The sequence below is a fragment of the Luteolibacter sp. genome (assembly GCF_058122085.1).
Window position 1 is genome coordinate 17,042 of the sequence record NZ_JBIKBQ010000028.1, and the last position, 17,400, is coordinate 34,441.

Sequence of the window (17,400 nt, forward strand, 5' to 3'; positions counted from 1 at the left end):
AAACAGCTTACCCGATGACCTACAAGACACTGGTTTTTGACTTCGACGGCACCATCGCCGACACCTTGGGAGAAACGCGGCGGATCTTCAACCTGATCGCCCCCGACTACGGCATCCGCGAGGTCGCCGAGCACGAGCTCGACGGACTCCGCCATCTATCGCTCAAGGAATTGCTAGACCATCTCGACATCCCGAAGCGCCGCGTGCCCGCCTTGATTTCGCGCGGCACCGGCATGATGCGCGGCAACATCACCGCGCTGAAAGTCATCGACGGCATGTCGGAAGTGCTTTTCGAGCTGCGCCGCCACGTCCGCAGCTTCGGGATTCTCACCTCCAACACCACCGCCAACGTCGATCTGTTCCTGCGGACCCACGGCCTGCGCGAGCAGTTCGATTTCATTTCCTCTACCTCCAAGCTTACCGGCAAGTCCAAGCACCTCAAAGCCATCTGCAAGACCTTCTCGCTGCGGCCCGGGGAAATGCTCTACATCGGCGACGAGCTGCGCGACGTGAAGGCCTCGCAGAAAGCCGGGGTGCCCGTCGCCGCGGTAACCTGGGGCTTTAATTCCCGCGAATCGCTCGCCGCCTCGAAGCCGGATTATATTTTCGACCAGCCCGTCGATTTCCTGCGCCTGCTGGCCGCGTCGTGACAGACAGCGGAGCAGTCCGTGACCCAAGCGGCGGATTGACAGCGGCGGGGCGGGGTGGGCAACCTCCCGCCATGCCGGATGAGAAATTGCCAAACCAAAAGCAAGCCGCTGACGAAACCGAAGTCCGGATTGCCGCCCCGAGCGGGACTGCATCGAAATCCAGCCTGTCGCCCGCGGTCGCGCTGGCGTTCGTGACCATCGCTTTGTTAGGCGTGCTCATCGTGATGGTGCTCAAGAACAGCACCTGGCGCTCCTCATCGGGCGACGCCGACGTCTCGGCGCTGCAGGCGGAAGCCAACGCCCTCCGCAGCGAATACAACCGCGAGCGAGTGGCCATGGGCCTGCGTCCCGTCGAAGGCGATTCCGAGGCCATCGAAGAAGTCGCCGGGCGGGTGAAAAAGGACGCCGACACGCTCGTCGCGCTCGCCACCAGCTATCAGCGAATGCTCGCGGAAAAGGACAGCGAGCTCACCGCCCGCAACGCCGAGATCCTCCGCCTCGAGAGGCTCCGCCAGAGCCTGTCCGCGGAAATCAGCCGCCTGCAGGGCGAGCTCCAGCGCGCCTTGGTCAGCGGCTCCGACAACGACCTGATTCGCCGCGATCTGGCGGACCTGAAAGCCCAGCGCGACGCCCTCGCCGCCGAGCTCAGCGAAACCCGCCTGAAGAATTCCGGGGTTTCCGCGGAGGATTACGCCGACCTCAAGCGCCAGCTCGAGGAGACGCAGCGCGCCAAGGAATTCTTCGAAGCCCGCGTCCAGGAGCTTGAAGGCGACCTCTCGAAAGCCAAGCTGTTCGCCAGTTCCGAAAACGAACTGCTTCCCGCCGCGGTGGAATTGGTCCGCAGTCTTCGCAAGTTGGAAAACCAACCCGACTCGGAAATTTCCTCCGCCTACAGCAGCCTCGCCGTGGCGCTGGGTGCTAATGTGCTCAAGACCCTCAATTTCGCCACCGGCTCCAGTGCGCTGGCCGCCGCCGATGACGAGGCGCTTCGCAATCTTGTCGCGGAAATCCCCGATGGCGATCTCATCCTGGCCATCGGCTACGCCTCCGAAATGGGAAATGTGGACAGCAACCGCACTCTCTCATCCGACCGAGCGACGGCGGCGGCGCAGTTGATTGCCTCGGTCAAGCGACCCGGACAACTCACTCAAGCCGTGTATCTTGGCCAGACCGACCGTTTCAGCAGCCGCATTCCGGAACGCAACCAACTCGTCGAGATCTGGCACATCCGCAGGAAGTGAAAGGCCCGGCGGGATCTCAATACCGCACCGCGGTGAGCGGGCGGACGGTGGTTGCGGGGATCGCGAGCGCCATCAGGGTGCAGAGTCCGGTGACCGCGAGGATGATCCAGCGGGTGGGGTCCTGGTCCAGAGCCTTGGCAAACTGGTAGTAAGCGTGCTGCTCTGGCGATTCGAACAAAAATCCCGGGATCGTCAGCAGTCCGCAGAACAGCAGGGCCGGCACGCAGAGCATGATCATCAGCGAAGCGGCTTTCGCGCTGAGGCGCGAGGTCAGCAGCAGCCAGGGGCCGCTGATAAAGGTGATGTGCAGAAGGCGCTTGAGGCCTTCGGCGGTGAAGAGGCCGAGCTTGAGGGCGTTCTTCAATTGACGGGGTGTGGCTGGTTTAAGGGTGAGGGACATGCGTTTGGAATACACGCTATCACGTAGGGTGATAATAATGTTTATCAATCCGTTCAATAAATTTTAAAACAATTCAAGCTTCTTTGAATTATCAATGGGTTGCGAGGTCTTTGTTTTGGGAAAAATGCGATTTAATTAAGCCGTCTGAAGCGCGTGCGGGGAATTGGCCTGCTGCTCGAAGTGCCGTGGGTGCTTGTTTCTGCGAGGGGGCGCGATGCTTTTCGGGATCTTTGAATCGTTCGTTTGACATCGCTGTTTGATTCGCTTGATTCGGCCCATCTATGCGCGCAGTGACCATCCCTGAATCCGGATCAAAGAGGAAATTATTGGACGCCGCCGAGCAATTGTTCGCCGACAAGGGGTTTGAGGCGGTTTCCGTCAGGGATATCACCCAGCTCGCGAAGACCAATGTGGCGGCGGTCAATTACCACTTCGGCAGCCGGGACGGTTTGCTGTCGCTGGTGATGATGCGCTACATGCTCCCCGTCACCGAGGAGCGGCTTGCGCGGCTGGAAGCAATCGAGCGGAAATGGGCGGGGGGGGGCGCGCCGCTGGAGGAAATCATCGACGCCCTGGTGCGGCCGCTCGTCGCGCATATGGAGAAATCCGAGCTGTCCGAGCGGCTGTTTTACAAGTTGCTCGGGCGGATTTTCATGCAGCAGGCGGATGGCTTGCCGGCCCCGGTCGAAGCACTGCTCCGGCAGGTGCCGGAGCGTTTCACACGGGCGTTTGGCAAGGCGCTTCCAACAGTCGATTCGGAGGATCTGATCTGGCGGATCCACTTCATGGTGGGCGGGATGATTCATCTGCTGACCCACCAGAACATGCTCCACCGTCCCGCTCGTGGCGCGTCCGGGGGGCCGTCCATGGAGACCACCTTGAGCCGCTTCATTCGTTACTCCGCCGTCGGGCTGCGCGATGGTGCGGAGGCACCGGTGAAAGATGTCCCGCAGGCGACCTTCGATTTTTGATGGGGATGCGGCAAATCCGGGCGGAACCTCGCGCCGGCCATCTTCCCGCATTTGGGAGTTTCCAAATCGCGCGGTCCGCCTAGGTTCCTGCCCCCATGTCCGCCAAGATTCGTTTCACTTCCGCCACCGCCACCGGGCTCGTCCTCGCCAAAGTCGGCCATCCGCAACGCGATGAGCCGCTCCAGACTTCCAAGGAGGTTTTCAAGATCGATGAAAAAGACCAGGAGCCGCTTGCCGCCATTTTCCTCAAGCCGTTCAAGAACCTCACGGCCCACCGCTTCAGCCATCATTCGTCGCTCGACCAGCACGAGATGAACGCCTATGCCGCCGCCATCTTCGCCTCGGACGAAGGGCTGTTGGAAAAAGGCTGCGACATCGCCAAGCGCCTCTACGCCAAGTCGAACCACCCGAACATCAAGTCCGGCGACCTCTGCATTTCCCTCGTCAAGGACATCGACATCGACGGCGAGCTCACCCAGGGCCTCTGCATCCTCAAGTCCGAGAGCGTGGTGCCCTTCCTCAGCATTTCCACCCGCGACGGCGATCTCGAGCTCCACACCGAGCAGGGGATCAACCCGGAGAAAATCGACAAGGGCTGCCTGATTCTCAACCACCTCGCCAGCAAGGGCTACCACGTCCTCACCTTCGACCGCACCGGCTCGGACTCGCGCTTCTGGGTCCGCGACTTCCTTGGCGTGGTGCCCATCACCGACAGCCCGTTCCTGACGAACAAATACGCGGGCATGGCCGTCGCCTTCATCGAGAAGGAAAAGAAAGGGAAGCCCGCCGCCGCCGACGACGACACGCCGCCGTGGGACAACTCGAACGCCGCGATCACCTACTTCGAGGAGAAGGAGAATTTCAGTCTCCGGGAATTCGAGGACGAGGTGCTCAAGACGCCGGATGCCAAGGCCAGGTTCGCCGAGCACCGCTCGAAAATCGAGGAGGAGCAGGGGCACAAGTTAGACGACTCGTTCGAGATTTCCAAGAAGGACGTCAGCAAGGCCAAGAAGAAAATCCGCACCTCGATGAAGCTCGATACCGGCGTGGAAATCCGCCTCAAGCCCGCCCTCGCCGCCAAGCCGGACGCGGTGCTCGAGCACGGCTTCGACGAGGCGCGGAAAATGAAGTTCATCAAGATCTACTTCAACGAGGATCTCGCGGATTGAGCCGATTTGTCACCGCCAGTAACAGAAGAATGGACGTAACCATGCTTCGACCGTCTGTAGATCTTTGTCTTTTTGGCAAGATCAGGGAAAAGCGTGAACACGCCAGTCGAGGGCGTTTCATCTGCCGTCTTTTCACGGCGCTCGTCTTGCCATGAGCCGCAGGAATCCCTTCGATTTACCACAAATCGCTTCCCAAAATGAATTTTCCCATCGATGCTTCATAGGGCTTTAGCTGATTCTAACATTTATCCCCATGAGAACTGAAATCATCAAGCCCATGGCCATCGTGGCCGCCATCGTCGGCAGCTTCGCCCTGAGCGCCCCCAGCACTTCAGCCACCGAACTCGACCGCACCGTCCTCCCCATCAAGGAACCGCTGCGCAAAACCACCGACGTCCTCGACGTCCGCAAGGCCACCCCGCCGCCGCGTTTCGAAGTCAAGGCCCCGGAAGGCGCGCCGAACGTGTTGCTCGTCCTGCTCGACGACCTCGGTTTCGCCGGCACCAGCGCCTTTGGCGGTCCGGTCGCCACGCCGAATTTCGACCGGCTCGCATCCGGTGGATTGCATTACAACAACTTCCACACCACCGCGGTTTGTTCGCCCACCCGCACCGCGCTGAAAAGCGGCCGCAACCACCACGTCAACAACATGGGCGGCATCAGCGAGACCGGCACTTCCTTCCCCGGCAACACCGGCCAGATCCCCAACGAAATCGCCCCGCTCGCGGAAATGCTCCGCCTCAACGGCTTCGCCACCGGAGCCTTCGGCAAATGGCACGAAACCTCCGCGTGGGAAGCCAGCATGGCCGGTCCCTTCGACCGCTGGCCGCACCATCAGGGGTTTGATAAATTCTACGGCTTCATCGGCGGCGAGACCAACCACTGGGCGCCCTTCATCTACGACGGCACCCACCAAGTGGAGCTCCCCGAAGACCCGAACTACCATTTTCTCACCGACATGACCGACCAGACGATCGCGTGGATCCGCCAGCAGAAGGCGATGACCCCGGACCGCCCGTTCTTCGCCTACTACGCCCCCGGTGCCGTCCACGCCCCGCACCACGTCCCCGCCGATTGGATCGCCAAGTGGAAAGGCAAATTCGATGGTGGCTGGGATGCCATGCGCGAGCAAATCCTCGCCCGCCAGATCGAACTCGGCGTCGTCCCCAAAGGCACCCAGCTCGGCCCGAAACCCGAGGCCATTCCGAACTGGGACACACTCAGCGCCGATCAGAAACGACTCTTCACCCGCCAGGCGGAAACCTTCGCCGCCTTCCTCGACATGACCGATCACTCGGTCGGACGCGTGATCGACGCCATCGAGCAAACCGGACAGCTCGACAACACCCTGGTCATCCTCATCTACGGCGATAACGGCACCAGCGCCGAAGGCGGCCCGAACGGCATGTTCAACGAAAACACCTACTTCAACGGTGTGGCCCAATCCTTGCCCGACATGCTCAAACACATCGACCAATGGGGTGGCCCGGAAACCTACCCGCACATGTCCGCCGGTTGGGCGGTCATGTTCGACACGCCCTACACCTGGACCAAACAAGTCTGCTCCGATCCCGGCGGCACCAAGGTCGGCATGGCCGTCTCATGGCCCAAGGGCATCAAGGCGAAAGGCGGACTCCGCACCCAGTTCCATCATGTCATCGACATCGCCCCCACCATCCTCGAAGCCGCCAAGCTGCCCGAGCCGAAGGAAGTCAACGGCACCAAACAGCGCCCGATGGATGGAGTCAGCATGGCCTACAGCTTCGAAGATGCTTCCGCGAAGGATCGCCACACCACCCAGTATTTCGAAATGTTCGGTAACCGCGCCATCTACCACGAAGGTTGGTTCGCCCGCGTCATCCACAAAGCCCCGTGGGAAGCCAAACCCCGCCGCGCGCTCAACGATGACTCCGCCTGGGAACTTTTCGACACCACCAAGGACTTCAGCCTCCTCAAAAATCTCGCCGCCCAGCACCCGGAAAAATTAGAGGAACTCAAAAAACTCTTCCTCTCTGAAGCCAAGAGAAACTTTGCCCTGCCCATCGACGACCGCACCTTCGAGCGCTTCAACGCCGAACTCGTCGGACGCCCCGACCTGATGGGCAAGCGCACCTCGATCACCCTCGCCGAAGGCATGACCGGCATCGCCGAAAACGCCTTCCTCAACGTGAAAAACAAATCCAAAACCATCACCGCCGAGATCGACGTTCCCGAGGGAACCCTCGCCAACGGCACCATCCTCGTCCAAGGCGGACGCTTTGGCGGTTGGTCGCTCTATGTGAAAGACGGCATCCCCGGCTACCATTACAACTACCTCGGCCTGCAGCAGTTCTCCGTTGTCGCTTCGGAAAAACTCCCCGTCGGAAAATCCACTCTCCGTTTCGAATTCGCCTACGAAGGCGGTGGTCTCGGCAAAGGCGGCACCGCCACCTTGTTCATCAATGACAAGAAAGTCGGTGAAGGCAAAATCGAACACACCCAAGCCATGATGTTCTCCGCCGATGAAACCGCCGACGTCGGCATCGACCTCGCCACCCCTGTCGTCGAAGCCATCGGCTCCGAGCGCAAATCCAAATTCACCGGCCGCATCCCGAAAATCACCGTCGAGGTGAAATGATACGAACCCACGGCATTGCCTTCCTTGTTCTCGTCTTCTGCGAGATTATCGGCATCGCTACGGCGGCTCCGCTGCCGCTTGCGCCCATCCAGAAGGCCATGAAGGATCGCACGGGAGCCTTTGTCATCATCGACTGCGCCAGCGGGGAAATCACGGATTTTGATGCCAAGGCTTCCGCCGCGAAGCTTCCACCCTGTTCCACCTTCAAGATTTGGAATGCCTTGCTCGGTCTTGAGGAAGGCATCCTTTCCTCTCCGGAAGAACCTTTCTACCAATGGGATGGGATCCGCCGGGACATTGCGGCATGGAACAAGGACTTGAACCTGCGCGACGCCTTCCAGGCATCCTGTGTCCCGGCCTTCCAGCGCCTCGCGAATCGCCTCGGGTCGCACCGGATGAACCGCTGGCTCGATTCGATCGGCTACGGCGACAAGAACACCTCGGCAGGCCTTGATGTCTTCTGGCTGCCCGCCCCCGCTCGCTGCACCATCATGATTTCGCCCAGGGAACAGGCGGAGTTGCTACGCAAACTGGTGGGTGGCAAGCTGCCCATCAAACAGGCCTCCCTCAAAACCCTCAAAGACCTCATGCGGATCCGTGAAACACCAGGCGCAACGCTGTATGGCAAGACTGGCAGCGGCACCCTCACCGCCGACGGCACCCAACTCGGCTGGTTCGTCGGCTTCGTCGAGTCGGGCGAACGGCGCTTTGCCTTCGCCGCCGCGGTGCAAGGTGCCGAGGCCAGCGGAGCCGAAACGCGCTCCCTCGTGGAAACCATTCTCCTCGACCTCAATCTCCTCGACCGGTAAAATCCGAATATCTCACCATGAAAATCAAAGGCTCCCCAATCCTTGCCGCGGCTCTCTATTCGGTTTTGTTCGCGTTTTCCCCAACACACGCCGCTGACACGAAACCCAACATCCTGCTCATCATCGCCGATGACATGGGCTACTCCGACATCACCTGCCTCGGCGGCGAGGTCAAGACGCCGCACATCGATGCACTCGCCAAGAGCGGCATCCGAGCGACCAATTTCTACGTCGCCCCGACCTGCTCGCCCACCCGCTCGATGTTGCTCAGCGGCTGCGACCACCACGTGGCGGGCTTTGGCAACATGGATGAAGCCCTCGGGCCGAAGCAGAAGGGGAAGCCCGGCTACGAAGGGTATCTGAACGACCGCGTCGTGCCGGTTGCGAAGGTGTTGCGCGCGGCGGGCTATCACACCTACTGGGCGGGCAAATCCCACATGGGCTACGAACCCTCGCAATGGCCCGCGGCGATGGGTTTTGAGCGGGATTTCGCCCTCTTGCAAGGTGGCGGCACCAACTTTAACGAAATGAAGTATCCGGATCCCGCCCACCCGAAGCTGACCTTCACGCTCAACGGCAAGCCACTCGACAAGCTGCCGGACGATCACTTTTCCACGGAGGCCTACACGGATTTCATCATCAAGAGCAACGAGGAGCACAAGGCGGACGGCAAACCGTTCTTCGCCTACCTGAGCTTCCAGGCGGTGCATTCGCCCTTCGCTGCGCCCGACGACTGGCTCGACAAATACAAAGGCGTTTATGACAAGGGCTACGATGCCATCCGGGCGGAGCGCCTCGCGCGCATGAAGGAGCTGGGCATCGTCAGCAAGGATACGGCGCTTACGCCGCGAGTGCCGCAAGTGCCCGCATGGGACACGCTCACGCCCGAACAGAAAAAACTCTCCGCCCGCCGCATGGAAATCTATGCTGCGATGCTGGCCAACATGGATCATCACATCGGGCGCTTGATCGATCATCTCAAGCAAACGGGGCAGTATGAGAACACGGTGGTGGTTTTCCTCTCGGACAACGGCGCGGAACCCCTGGAGCTCAGCGCGCTGGTCGAAACGATCTACAGTGCGGACGCCAAAAAATGGTTTTTCGAAAACTTCGACACCCGCCCCGAGAACTGGGGCCGAAAGGGATCGAATGTGGACTACGGTGCCGCGTGGGCGCAGGTCGGCTCGACGCCGTTCCGCTTCTTCAAGCACTGGGTGGCCGAGGGCGGCATCCGCACGCCCTTGATTATCGCGGGAGCCGGAGTGAAAAACGCGGGAGCGATCAAGCCTGCCGTCACGCACGTGACCGATCTTGTGCCCACGTTCCTAGAACTCGCCGGCGTGAAACATCCGTCCGAGACCGATAAGAAACTCGCGCCCCTGCGCGGCAAATCGCTCACCCCGTTGCTCACCGGCAAGACCGAATCCGTGCGCACGGAAGAGGACTGGATCGGCGAGGAGCTTTTCGGAAACCGCATGATACGCCAGGGCGACTGGAAGATTTGCAACCTCCTCAAGACCGCCGCCGGAACAGGCGAGTGGCAGCTTTTCAACCTCAAGAATGATCCCGGCGAAACGACCGACCTTTCCAAACAAGAGCCTGCGAAAACGAAAGCCATGATCGCACTATGGGACAAATACGCCGAACAGAATGGTGTGGTTCTGACCGATGATGGACTCTTCAAAGCGAAGGCCGCACCTCAAAAATAACGATGATCATGAAACCGCTCCTACTCAGGAGCGCGTTCACAGAATCGAAATGAAACAAAAACAAAAAACTGATGAAAAAAGCAAAGACAACAGCCGCGAGAACCTCGACCCTTGGCAGCATTGCCGAAATGTTCGCGAGACGGATCAGTAAGAGCAGAGCCGCGAAGATGCCGATCGAAGCACGGCTTGCGGCCCTGTTGTCTGTCTTCATCATGAGTCCGTTGTCTGCGGGAGAAACACAAATAGGCCGTGAAACCACTGTGGATGCCGATGCGACCCGGGCCGCCAGTTGGTTAGAACGTGATACGCTCACCGGCGATTGGGCCGGCCACCGGACTTCGTTGAAAGAGGATTATGGCATCACACTCGCCCCTCGACTCACACAATTCTATCAGGGGCTGACTGCCGGCGACGGTGACAACGATTTTGAATACGGCGGCAAGGCTGACCTCATGCTCAATGCCGACCTCAGCAAGCTGGGCTTTTGGAAGGGCTTATCGCTGACCGTCCACGCCGAGTATAATTACGGTGAGACCATCAACGGATCCGGGGGCACGTTGGTACCGCCCAATACGGCGCTCATTTTTCCAGGGATGGACGACTCCGACGCCTTTGACCTGTCGAGCGTGTATCTTACGCAGCACTTCAGCAAATCTGTTTCCCTGTTGGTCGGCAAGATCAACATGATGGACATCGCTGCCAGGACGCCGTTCAAGGGCGGTGCCGGCATCGACTCGTTCTGGAACCTTACCTTCGCTGCCCCTCCCACCGGCCTTGTCCCGCCCTATCTCTTCGGTGCCTTGATGAGTGTGCGGACCGAGCCCGCCAATTTCGGCTTGTGGGTCTATGATCCTAACAGCGTGATCAACAAGTCAGGTTTCGAAGATCCTTTCGACAACGGAGTCACGATCCGCGGGAGCGTTGAGTTCCCCGTCACCATCGGTGGTCTCAGCGGGCATCAAGGATTTGTCGCCTTGTATAGTACCGAGTCAAACGCCGACCTGAGCGACATCGGCGACACCTTTCTTCCACCGTTTCCTCCAAATTCACCTGACGTCAAGGATCGTAATTACTACTTCGCCTATACGTTCGACCAATATCTTTATCAGGTGAGCGAAACTTCCAAGGAGGGCTTCGGGCTCTTTGGCCAGTTCGGCATCTCGGACGGCAATCCCAGCCGGCTATACTGGTCGGCCCTCGTGGGCATAGGCGGCACTGGATTGATTCCGGGCCGGAGCCAGGACAACTGGGGAATCGGTTATTATTACGATACCCCGAGCCCGGATTTGAAGGAGTCCCTGCCCCTTCTGTCGATCAGAGACGAACAGGGGATGGAAATTTTTTACAACTTCGCAGTGACACCGTTCTTCACTGTGGGTGTGGACTTGCAGGTGATCAATCCTTCTCTAGGAAAAGACACCGTCATCCTTCCCGGACTCCGTTCCGTCGCAAGGTTCTGAAGCCACCTCATTTCAAAAAAAACACCCCCTCCGTTTCCTCCCTTTCCTCCTGTAAAAATCCAAAATCCAGAACACCGCATATTCAACTTCTGTCCGACCCCATTCATCTCATGAAAACCAAACTCACCGCCGCCCTCGCTCTCGCCACCTGCGCCTTCCACGCCCAGGAAGCGGATCTCGCAAAAAACTCGCCAACCCGATTTCCGACCTGATCAGCCTACCGATCCAAAGCAACTATGACTTCGGTGTCGGCCCCGGCGATGGCACGGTCTGGAAAACCAACATCCAGCCGGTCATCCCCATCAGCATCAGCGACGATTGGAACGTCATCTCGCGCACCATCCTGCCAGTCATCGACCAGGAAGGCCTCGCGCCCCTTGGCGACGCACTCGATGAGTCCGGCCTCGGCGATATCACGCAGAGTTTCTTTTTCTCACCGAAACAAAGCTCGCCCATCTGGGGCATCGGCCCGGTGTTGCTTATTCCCACCGCTACCGACGAACTGCTAGGAACCGAGAAATTTGGCCTCGGCCCCACGGCGGTCGTTCTCAAACAGGATGGCCCGTGGACCTATGGCGCACTTGTCAATCATCTCTGGGACGTCGCCGGGGATGATGATCGTGACTCTGTCAACGCCACCTTCCTCCAACCCTTCCTCTCCTACATCCTGCCCACCAAAACCACGCTCACCCTGAACACCGAAACCACCTACGACTGGTCCAACGACCAATGGACCGTGCCGCTCAACTTCCAAGTTAGCCAGATGTTCAAAATCGGCGATCAACCCCTGCAAGCCTTCGTCGGAGCCCGCTACTACGCCGAGAAACCCGAAGACGGTCCCGAGTGGGGCCTGCGTTTCGGTCTCACCTTTCTGTTTCCAAAATAGCGGATGCCCCGAGTACGGCCATGCATGGCAGATGTGCTGAAATGAGAAGCGAGGCAAAACCGGGCGCTGGGCGAGATCGATCCGCTCGAATCGCCCCACTGTCCTGCCCTGAGCAGCCCCATTGAAATCAGGTTGCCTGTCACCAGGCTTCTGGCAGGATGTTCCGGCATGCGGGCGTAATGCTCGAAATGCTGCAAACAATGAGCCTGTCCATTATTTACCGGTTGTTGCTTTTGGGGTTCGTCCTGTCAGGGATCTGCCATGCCGGGGTACCACCGCGGGTGCTGATCCTGTTTTCCAACGACCGGTTGCTGCCCGCGAATCAGGAGGTGGAAAAAGGCTTGCGACGCGCTTTTGAGAACGGGGAAAAAACCTCGTCCGTGGATTTGTTCGCCGAGTTTCTCGATGCCGTCCGTTTTCCCGGCCCGGAGCAATCGGCCGCGATGGAGGAGTTCCTGCGCGGGCGTCATCGTGATACTCCGCCGGTCGCATGGATCGCCCTCGGACCGCAGGCGTTGGATTTCCTGATGCAGCGGCGGGACTCGCTTTTTCCCGGAACGCCGATCGTGTTTGGCGCGCTCCATACGCGGCAGGTCTCCGCTCTAACGGATCGCCGCGGCCTGGCAGGGCGGCCGATGGATTGGTCGATCACCCCGCTCATGGAGCAACTTCCTGAAATCCGGGCGGGAGTTCGCAAAATCCTGCTGGTTTCCGGCGCGGCGGACTTCGACCGGGTGCGGCATGAGGAGGCTCTCGCGCAAGCCGAGCCGTTCCGTGGGCGCTACGAAATCGAAACCTCGCATGGCGAGCCGCTGGATGATCTGCTAGATCGTGTCGCCAGGCTGCCGAAGGATACGCTGGTGATCTATCTCTCCTATTTTCAAACGCCGGATGGGCGCACCTTGCTGCCGCGCAGCGTGGCCGGCTGGCTTGCGGAAAAATCCTCCGTGCCGGTGCTCTGTCTTTACGAAACCTATGTCGGCACCGGAGTGCTGGGTGGCGCGATGATACCTTTCGAAGAAGAGGGCCGGGCCATTGGTGCGATCGCGCGCCGCGTGGTGGAAGGTGAGAGCGCGGAGGCGATCGGCATCCTGCCTCCGGGAAAACCCCGGTGGATCATCGACGACCGGGCGATGGTGCGCCACGACTGGAACAAACACAACCTGCCACCTGCTAGCGAAATCCGCTTCCGCAAACTCTCACTGTGGGAAGCCCACCGGACGGCAGTCCTGATAGGCGCGGTCGTGTTGCTGTTACAATCCGCCTTGATCATCGGCCTGCTCGCCGTGCGCGCTCGCCAGCGCAGGGCGGAAAGCGAAAAACAGCTGTCGGAAGCGCGCTTCTCCAAGGTTTTCTCGGCCAGCCCGGTTTCCATCAGCCTCATCCGCCAGGCCGACGGCCGGATTGTCGATGCCAACCCGGCATGGGAGCGATTGACCGGGATGTCACGAACCGAAGCGCTGGGGAAAACGCATTTGGAGCTGGGATTCGCTTTTGAGGAGCCCGGGGAACAGCAGTTCCTAGAGCAACTCGCATCCGGCAAGCCGCTGCGGGACTTCGAGCAGAGGCTGCGTATTCCGAACGGCTCATCCCGCCTGCTGAGCGTTTCCGCCGAACTCGCCAACCTCCACGGCGAGCCTTGCTACATTTCCATGGCCAAGGACATCACCGACATCCAGGAGGCGGAGGAGGCGCGGCAGAAACTCCAGCAAGCCTCGCGTCTCGGCATGCTCGGCGAACTCACCGCATCCATCGCCCACGAGGTCAACCAACCGCTCGGCGCGATCCTCAGCAATACCGATGCCGCCACGATGCTGATGGATCGGCCGGATCCACCGCTCGATGAAATCCGCGAAATTCTTTCCGACATCCGCCGCGACGACATGCGCGCCAGCGAGGTGATCCGCCAGGTGCGCTCAATGGTGGCACGCGGAGAAACCGACAGGGTGCCGCTCGATCCGGGTGAGCTTGCGAGGGGAGTGGCGGCGATGATCCGTCACGATTGCAGGGCTCGTTCGATTTCACTCACCTGCGACGTGGCGGAGAATCTACCCGAGATCTGTGGTGAAAAAGTGCGCATCGAGCAGGTGTTGCTGAACCTGTTACTCAACGCAATGGACGCTCTCAAGGACGCGGCGCCGGACGAGCGGAACATCCGCCTCGCAGTAGCCACAACGCAGGATGGGTTGGTGGATATCTCGGTAACCGACTCCGGCGCGGGAATTCCGCCGGATCTGATGGCACGGATTTTCGAAAGTTTCTTCACCACCAAAAGCGAGGGGATGGGTCTCGGGCTTGCGCTCTCGCGTTCGATTGCGGAGGCTCACGGCGGATCACTTCTCGCACGCAACGCTCCCGGTGGAGGTGCCTGTTTTCATTTGATCCTTCCCACATCCCATGATTCGTGACTCGCATAGGAAGTCGGCCGATGAATCGCCCGCCGTTCATCTGGTGGACGATGACGAGGCGCTGCGCACCGCGCTTTCCCGCCTGTTACGCGCGGCCGGCCACGAGGTGCGCGTTTACGCATCCGCTGCGGATTTCCTGATAGCCCGCACCGGTAGGTTGCGCGGCTGCCTGTTGCTCGACGTGCGCATGCCCGGCGGGCCGACCGGGCTTGAACTGCACCAGGCCCTCGTCCGCCAGGGCGAAACGCTGCCCGTGGTTTTCCTAACCGGCCACGGCGACATCCCGATGAGCGTGCGCGCCGTCAAGAACGGTGCCTTTGATTTCCTGACAAAACCCGTCCAGCGCGACGACCTGCTGAAAGCCGTCACCGCCGCCTTGGAAGCGGAGAAAACGGCGTGGCAAACCGGCGCCCGGCACCGTGAACTAATACAACGCGAAGCCACGCTCACTCCCGCCGAGCGGAAGGTTTTCCGGCGCGTGGTCACAGGCCAACCTAACAAAATAATAGCCGCCGAACTCGGCTGTGCCGAGCGCACCGTCAAGGCGCACCGCTCGCAAGTGATGCACAAGATGGCGGCGGCCTCGCTGCCGGAACTGGTCGGCATGGCTGCGGAAATCATTTGAACACCTCACCAAAGGGCAATCATTCCGCCCCAAGTGCCAATTTCACATTTCGGTCCCGGCCATCATGTTGCGCGGCATGGTCGCGCACCGTTCCCAAATCACCATCGTCGATGACGACCCTGCCATGAGGCAGGCCGTCGGGCGGCTTTGTGGCGCGGCGGCACTGCCAAGCCGGTGTTTCTCATCTGCCGAGGATTTTCTAACTTCTGATGCGCTGGAGGATGCGGGCTTTCTGATTCTCGACGTCCAGCTTCCGGGGCTTTCCGGCTTCGAGCTCCACGAGCATTTGATGAAACGCGGCATTCATTTGCCCGTGGTGTTCATCACCGGCCAAGACCAGCCACGCAGCCGCGAGAAGGCGCGCAAGGCAGGTGCCGCAGCCTATCTCCCCAAACCATTTCCCGCTGCCGAACTGATCGCGGCCATCCGCAGTCATTTGTTAGCACCCGGCGAATCTCCATCTCCAAACACCAACCAACCCCACACACCATGACACTGAAACACAAAACACTCGCCGAGTTCTTCGGCACCTTCTGGCTCGTCTTCGGCGGCTGCGGCAGCGCGGTCCTCGCGGCGATGTTCCTCACCACCGGTGACAACCCGGTCAACCTCGGCATCGGCTTTGTCGGCGTCTCGCTCGCCTTCGGTCTCACCGTGATGACCATGGCCTACGCCATCGGCCACATCTCCGGCTGCCATCTCAATCCGGCCGTCACCGTCGGCCTCGTCGTCGCTGGCCGCCATCCGGCCTCGCAGGCCATCCCTTACATTATCGCCCAAGTGCTCGGCGGCATCGCCGGAGCCGGAGTTCTCTATCTGATCGCCAGCGGCAAGGCCGGCTTCGATGCATCGGCAGGTTTCGCCTCCAACGGATTCGGCGACCTTTCACCCGGAAAATACTCGATGGTCGCCGCCCTCGTCGCGGAAATCGTGCTCACTTTCTTCTTCCTGCTCATCATCCTCGGTGCCACCGACAAACGCGCCCCTGCGGGTTTCGCCCCCATCGCCATCGGCCTCGGCCTGACCCTGATCCACCTCATCGGCATCCCGGTCACCAATCTCTCGGTGAACCCCGCCCGCAGCACCGCGCCCGCACTCTTCGCTGGCGGCGCTTACATTTCCCAGCTTTGGCTGTTTTGGCTCGCGCCCATCGCCGGCGCCGCGCTCGCAGGCATCGTCTATCCATTCATTTCCGGCGGAAAGAAAAGCGCCTGATTAACAAACGCATGCCCGACATGAAGCCCGCCCCCCTGAAAAACATCGGTCTCGCATTCGTCTTGCTCGGCGGCATGGCGCTGTCGGTCAGTGCGGCGGGCGGGTCGGCTTTTCAGCCGACCGTGGAGAATCAATCACGCTCCTCCGTCCCCGCGCCCGAGGGCATGGTTTGGATCCCCGGTGGTGAGTTTTCCATGGGGAGCGATGCGGCGGATGAATCACTTTGCCACATGCCGGGCGTGACCCGCGATGCCACCACCGTCCACCGTGTTTACGTGGATGGTTTTTGGATGGATGAGACCGAGGTGACAAACGAGCAGTTCGAGAAATTCGTCACCGCCACCGGTTACAAGACCATCGCCGAAATCGCACCTACCAAGGAAGAGTTCCCGACCGCTCCGCCGGAGAATCTCGTTGCCGGCTCGACCGTGTTCGCGCCGACCGCCGCGCCGGTGAAGCTCGATGATATCTTCCAGTGGTGGACCTATGTGCAAGGCGCGGATTGGCGGCACCCCGAAGGGCCGGGATCCAGCATCAAGGGGCGGGAGAAATACCCGGTGGTTCAGGTGGCTTACCCCGATGTCGTGGCCTACGCGAAATGGGCGGGAAAACGGTTGCCCACCGAGGCGGAATGGGAATTTGCCGCGCGCGGCGGACTGAGCGGTCAGACCTATGCGTGGGGTTCCGAATTGAAGCCGGGTGGCAAATGGATGTCGAACATCTACCAGGGAAAATTTCCCGTAAAGGATACCGGAGAGGATGGCTTTAGCGGGTTGGCTCCAGTCCGGCAGTTTCCTGCCAATGGTTACGGCCTCCACGACATCGCAGGCAACGCCTGGGAATGGGTCAGCGATTGGTATCGGGTGGACTCCTACGCGCGGAACAAGCTCGCGGGCGGTGTCGCACGCAACCCGCAAGGGCCTAGTTCGTCTTACGATCCCGCCGAGCCTGGGGTGAAAAAAAGGCTGCATCGCGGCGGCTCATTCCTTTGCTCCGACCAGTATTGCACACGCTATATGGTGGGAACCCGCGGCAAGGGGGAGATAAACACCGCCGCAAACCACCTCGGATTCCGCTGCGTGATGCCAGCCATACAGAAAGATTTGCCTGCCGAACCGCAGGCCGAATGAGACAACAAGAACAAAGGAAGAGGATTTTTTTTCGTTAAAATGTTAAAATCGATTGGTGCTGGTTGATCGGGCGATGTTCCGACATCGCCTGTTTGAACAAACGTTTCAAA

At 60.2% G+C, this 17,400-nt stretch carries 15 protein-coding genes; 14 read left to right on the forward strand and 1 reads right to left on the reverse strand.

Annotated features, from left to right (window positions below; all coding sequences use genetic code 11):
- Positions 1–14: 14 nt before the first annotated feature.
- On the forward strand, positions 15–650 hold the full coding sequence (locus AC4DF4_RS06020) for an HAD hydrolase-like protein (RefSeq protein WP_490047206.1): 636 nt from the start codon (positions 15–17) through the stop codon (positions 648–650).
- Positions 651–721: 71 nt separating this feature from the next.
- Positions 722–1,891, forward strand: coding sequence for an OmpA family protein (locus AC4DF4_RS06025; RefSeq protein WP_490047207.1), 1,170 nt, complete (start codon positions 722–724; stop codon positions 1,889–1,891).
- A 16-nt stretch (positions 1,892–1,907) separates the two neighbouring features.
- Here the strand turns inward: AC4DF4_RS06025 and AC4DF4_RS06030 are convergent, their stop codons facing one another.
- Positions 1,908–2,291: a hypothetical protein gene (locus AC4DF4_RS06030; RefSeq protein ID WP_490047208.1), complete on the reverse strand. Its 384-nt coding sequence runs from the start codon at positions 2,289–2,291 to the stop codon at positions 1,908–1,910.
- 326 nt (positions 2,292–2,617) lie between these two features.
- Between AC4DF4_RS06030 and AC4DF4_RS06035 the strand changes: the two genes are divergently transcribed.
- The 12 genes from AC4DF4_RS06035 to AC4DF4_RS06090 all read left to right on the forward strand — a co-directional run bounded on the left by AC4DF4_RS06035 (position 2,618) and on the right by AC4DF4_RS06090 (position 17,290).
- Positions 2,618–3,262 carry a TetR/AcrR family transcriptional regulator gene (locus tag AC4DF4_RS06035; protein ID WP_490047209.1) on the forward strand — a complete coding sequence of 215 codons (645 nt, stop codon included), beginning with the start codon at positions 2,618–2,620 and terminating at the stop codon, positions 3,260–3,262.
- Between the two features lie 95 nt (positions 3,263–3,357).
- Positions 3,358–4,431 carry a nucleoid-associated protein gene (locus AC4DF4_RS06040; RefSeq protein ID WP_490047210.1) on the forward strand — a complete coding sequence of 358 codons (1,074 nt, stop codon included), beginning with the start codon at positions 3,358–3,360 and terminating at the stop codon, positions 4,429–4,431.
- A gap of 253 nt (positions 4,432–4,684) precedes the next feature.
- Positions 4,685–7,048, forward strand: a complete 2,364-nt coding sequence (locus AC4DF4_RS06045; RefSeq protein ID WP_490047211.1) for an arylsulfatase — start codon at positions 4,685–4,687, stop codon at positions 7,046–7,048.
- The gene (locus tag AC4DF4_RS06050; RefSeq protein ID WP_490047212.1) at positions 7,045–7,857 is read left to right on the forward strand and encodes a penicillin-binding transpeptidase domain-containing protein; all 813 of its coding nucleotides are present in this window, start codon (positions 7,045–7,047) and stop codon (positions 7,855–7,857) included. Before AC4DF4_RS06045 ends, AC4DF4_RS06050 begins: the two co-directional genes overlap by 4 nt.
- A gap of 17 nt (positions 7,858–7,874) precedes the next feature.
- Positions 7,875–9,566, forward strand: coding sequence for an arylsulfatase (locus AC4DF4_RS06055; protein WP_490047213.1), 1,692 nt, complete (start codon positions 7,875–7,877; stop codon positions 9,564–9,566).
- Between the two features lie 71 nt (positions 9,567–9,637).
- Positions 9,638–11,026 carry a carbohydrate porin gene (locus AC4DF4_RS06060; RefSeq protein ID WP_490047214.1) on the forward strand — a complete coding sequence of 463 codons (1,389 nt, stop codon included), beginning with the start codon at positions 9,638–9,640 and terminating at the stop codon, positions 11,024–11,026.
- Between the two features lie 475 nt (positions 11,027–11,501).
- Entirely contained in the window at positions 11,502–11,912 is a 411-nt protein-coding gene (locus tag AC4DF4_RS06065) for a hypothetical protein (RefSeq protein ID WP_490047215.1), read from the forward strand.
- 200 nt (positions 11,913–12,112) lie between these two features.
- Positions 12,113–14,320: a sensor histidine kinase gene (locus AC4DF4_RS06070; RefSeq protein WP_490047216.1), complete on the forward strand. Its 2,208-nt coding sequence runs from the start codon at positions 12,113–12,115 to the stop codon at positions 14,318–14,320.
- A complete protein-coding gene (locus tag AC4DF4_RS06075) occupies positions 14,310–14,945 on the forward strand; it encodes a response regulator transcription factor (protein WP_490047217.1) in 636 nt (211 codons plus the stop codon). Before AC4DF4_RS06070 ends, AC4DF4_RS06075 begins: the two co-directional genes overlap by 11 nt.
- Positions 14,946–15,021: 76 nt before the next feature.
- The gene (locus tag AC4DF4_RS06080; RefSeq protein WP_490047218.1) at positions 15,022–15,438 is read left to right on the forward strand and encodes a response regulator transcription factor; all 417 of its coding nucleotides are present in this window, start codon (positions 15,022–15,024) and stop codon (positions 15,436–15,438) included.
- Positions 15,435–16,160 (forward strand): aquaporin Z, encoded by a 726-nt coding sequence (aqpZ, locus tag AC4DF4_RS06085; protein WP_490047219.1) that lies wholly within the window; start codon positions 15,435–15,437, stop codon positions 16,158–16,160. The genes AC4DF4_RS06080 and aqpZ overlap by 4 nt, the downstream gene beginning before the upstream one ends.
- Positions 16,161–16,234: 74 nt before the next feature.
- Positions 16,235–17,290, forward strand: coding sequence for a formylglycine-generating enzyme family protein (locus AC4DF4_RS06090; RefSeq protein WP_490047220.1), 1,056 nt, complete (start codon positions 16,235–16,237; stop codon positions 17,288–17,290).
- Positions 17,291–17,400 lie beyond the last annotated feature (110 nt).

Bases quoted from the DNA above. Each gene is read 5' to 3' on its own strand.
- AC4DF4_RS06060 (WP_490047214.1), top strand. From the start codon at position 9,638: ATGAAAAAAGCAAAGACAACAGCCGCGAGAACCTCGACCCTTGGCAGC.
- AC4DF4_RS06080 (WP_490047218.1), top strand. From the start codon at position 15,022: ATGGTCGCGCACCGTTCCCAAATCACCATCGTCGATGACGACCCTGCC.
- AC4DF4_RS06025 (WP_490047207.1), top strand. From the start codon at position 722: ATGCCGGATGAGAAATTGCCAAACCAAAAGCAAGCCGCTGACGAAACC.
- AC4DF4_RS06020 (WP_490047206.1), top strand. From the start codon at position 15: ATGACCTACAAGACACTGGTTTTTGACTTCGACGGCACCATCGCCGAC.
- AC4DF4_RS06040 (WP_490047210.1), top strand. From the start codon at position 3,358: ATGTCCGCCAAGATTCGTTTCACTTCCGCCACCGCCACCGGGCTCGTC.
- AC4DF4_RS06050 (WP_490047212.1), top strand. From the start codon at position 7,045: ATGATACGAACCCACGGCATTGCCTTCCTTGTTCTCGTCTTCTGCGAG.
- AC4DF4_RS06070 (WP_490047216.1), top strand. From the start codon at position 12,113: ATGAGCCTGTCCATTATTTACCGGTTGTTGCTTTTGGGGTTCGTCCTG.
- AC4DF4_RS06075 (WP_490047217.1), top strand. From the start codon at position 14,310: ATGATTCGTGACTCGCATAGGAAGTCGGCCGATGAATCGCCCGCCGTT.
- AC4DF4_RS06030 (WP_490047208.1), bottom strand. From the start codon at position 2,291: ATGTCCCTCACCCTTAAACCAGCCACACCCCGTCAATTGAAGAACGCC.
- AC4DF4_RS06090 (WP_490047220.1), top strand. From the start codon at position 16,235: ATGGCGCTGTCGGTCAGTGCGGCGGGCGGGTCGGCTTTTCAGCCGACC.
- aqpZ (WP_490047219.1), top strand. From the start codon at position 15,435: ATGACACTGAAACACAAAACACTCGCCGAGTTCTTCGGCACCTTCTGG.
- AC4DF4_RS06045 (WP_490047211.1), top strand. From the start codon at position 4,685: ATGAGAACTGAAATCATCAAGCCCATGGCCATCGTGGCCGCCATCGTC.
- AC4DF4_RS06055 (WP_490047213.1), top strand. From the start codon at position 7,875: ATGAAAATCAAAGGCTCCCCAATCCTTGCCGCGGCTCTCTATTCGGTT.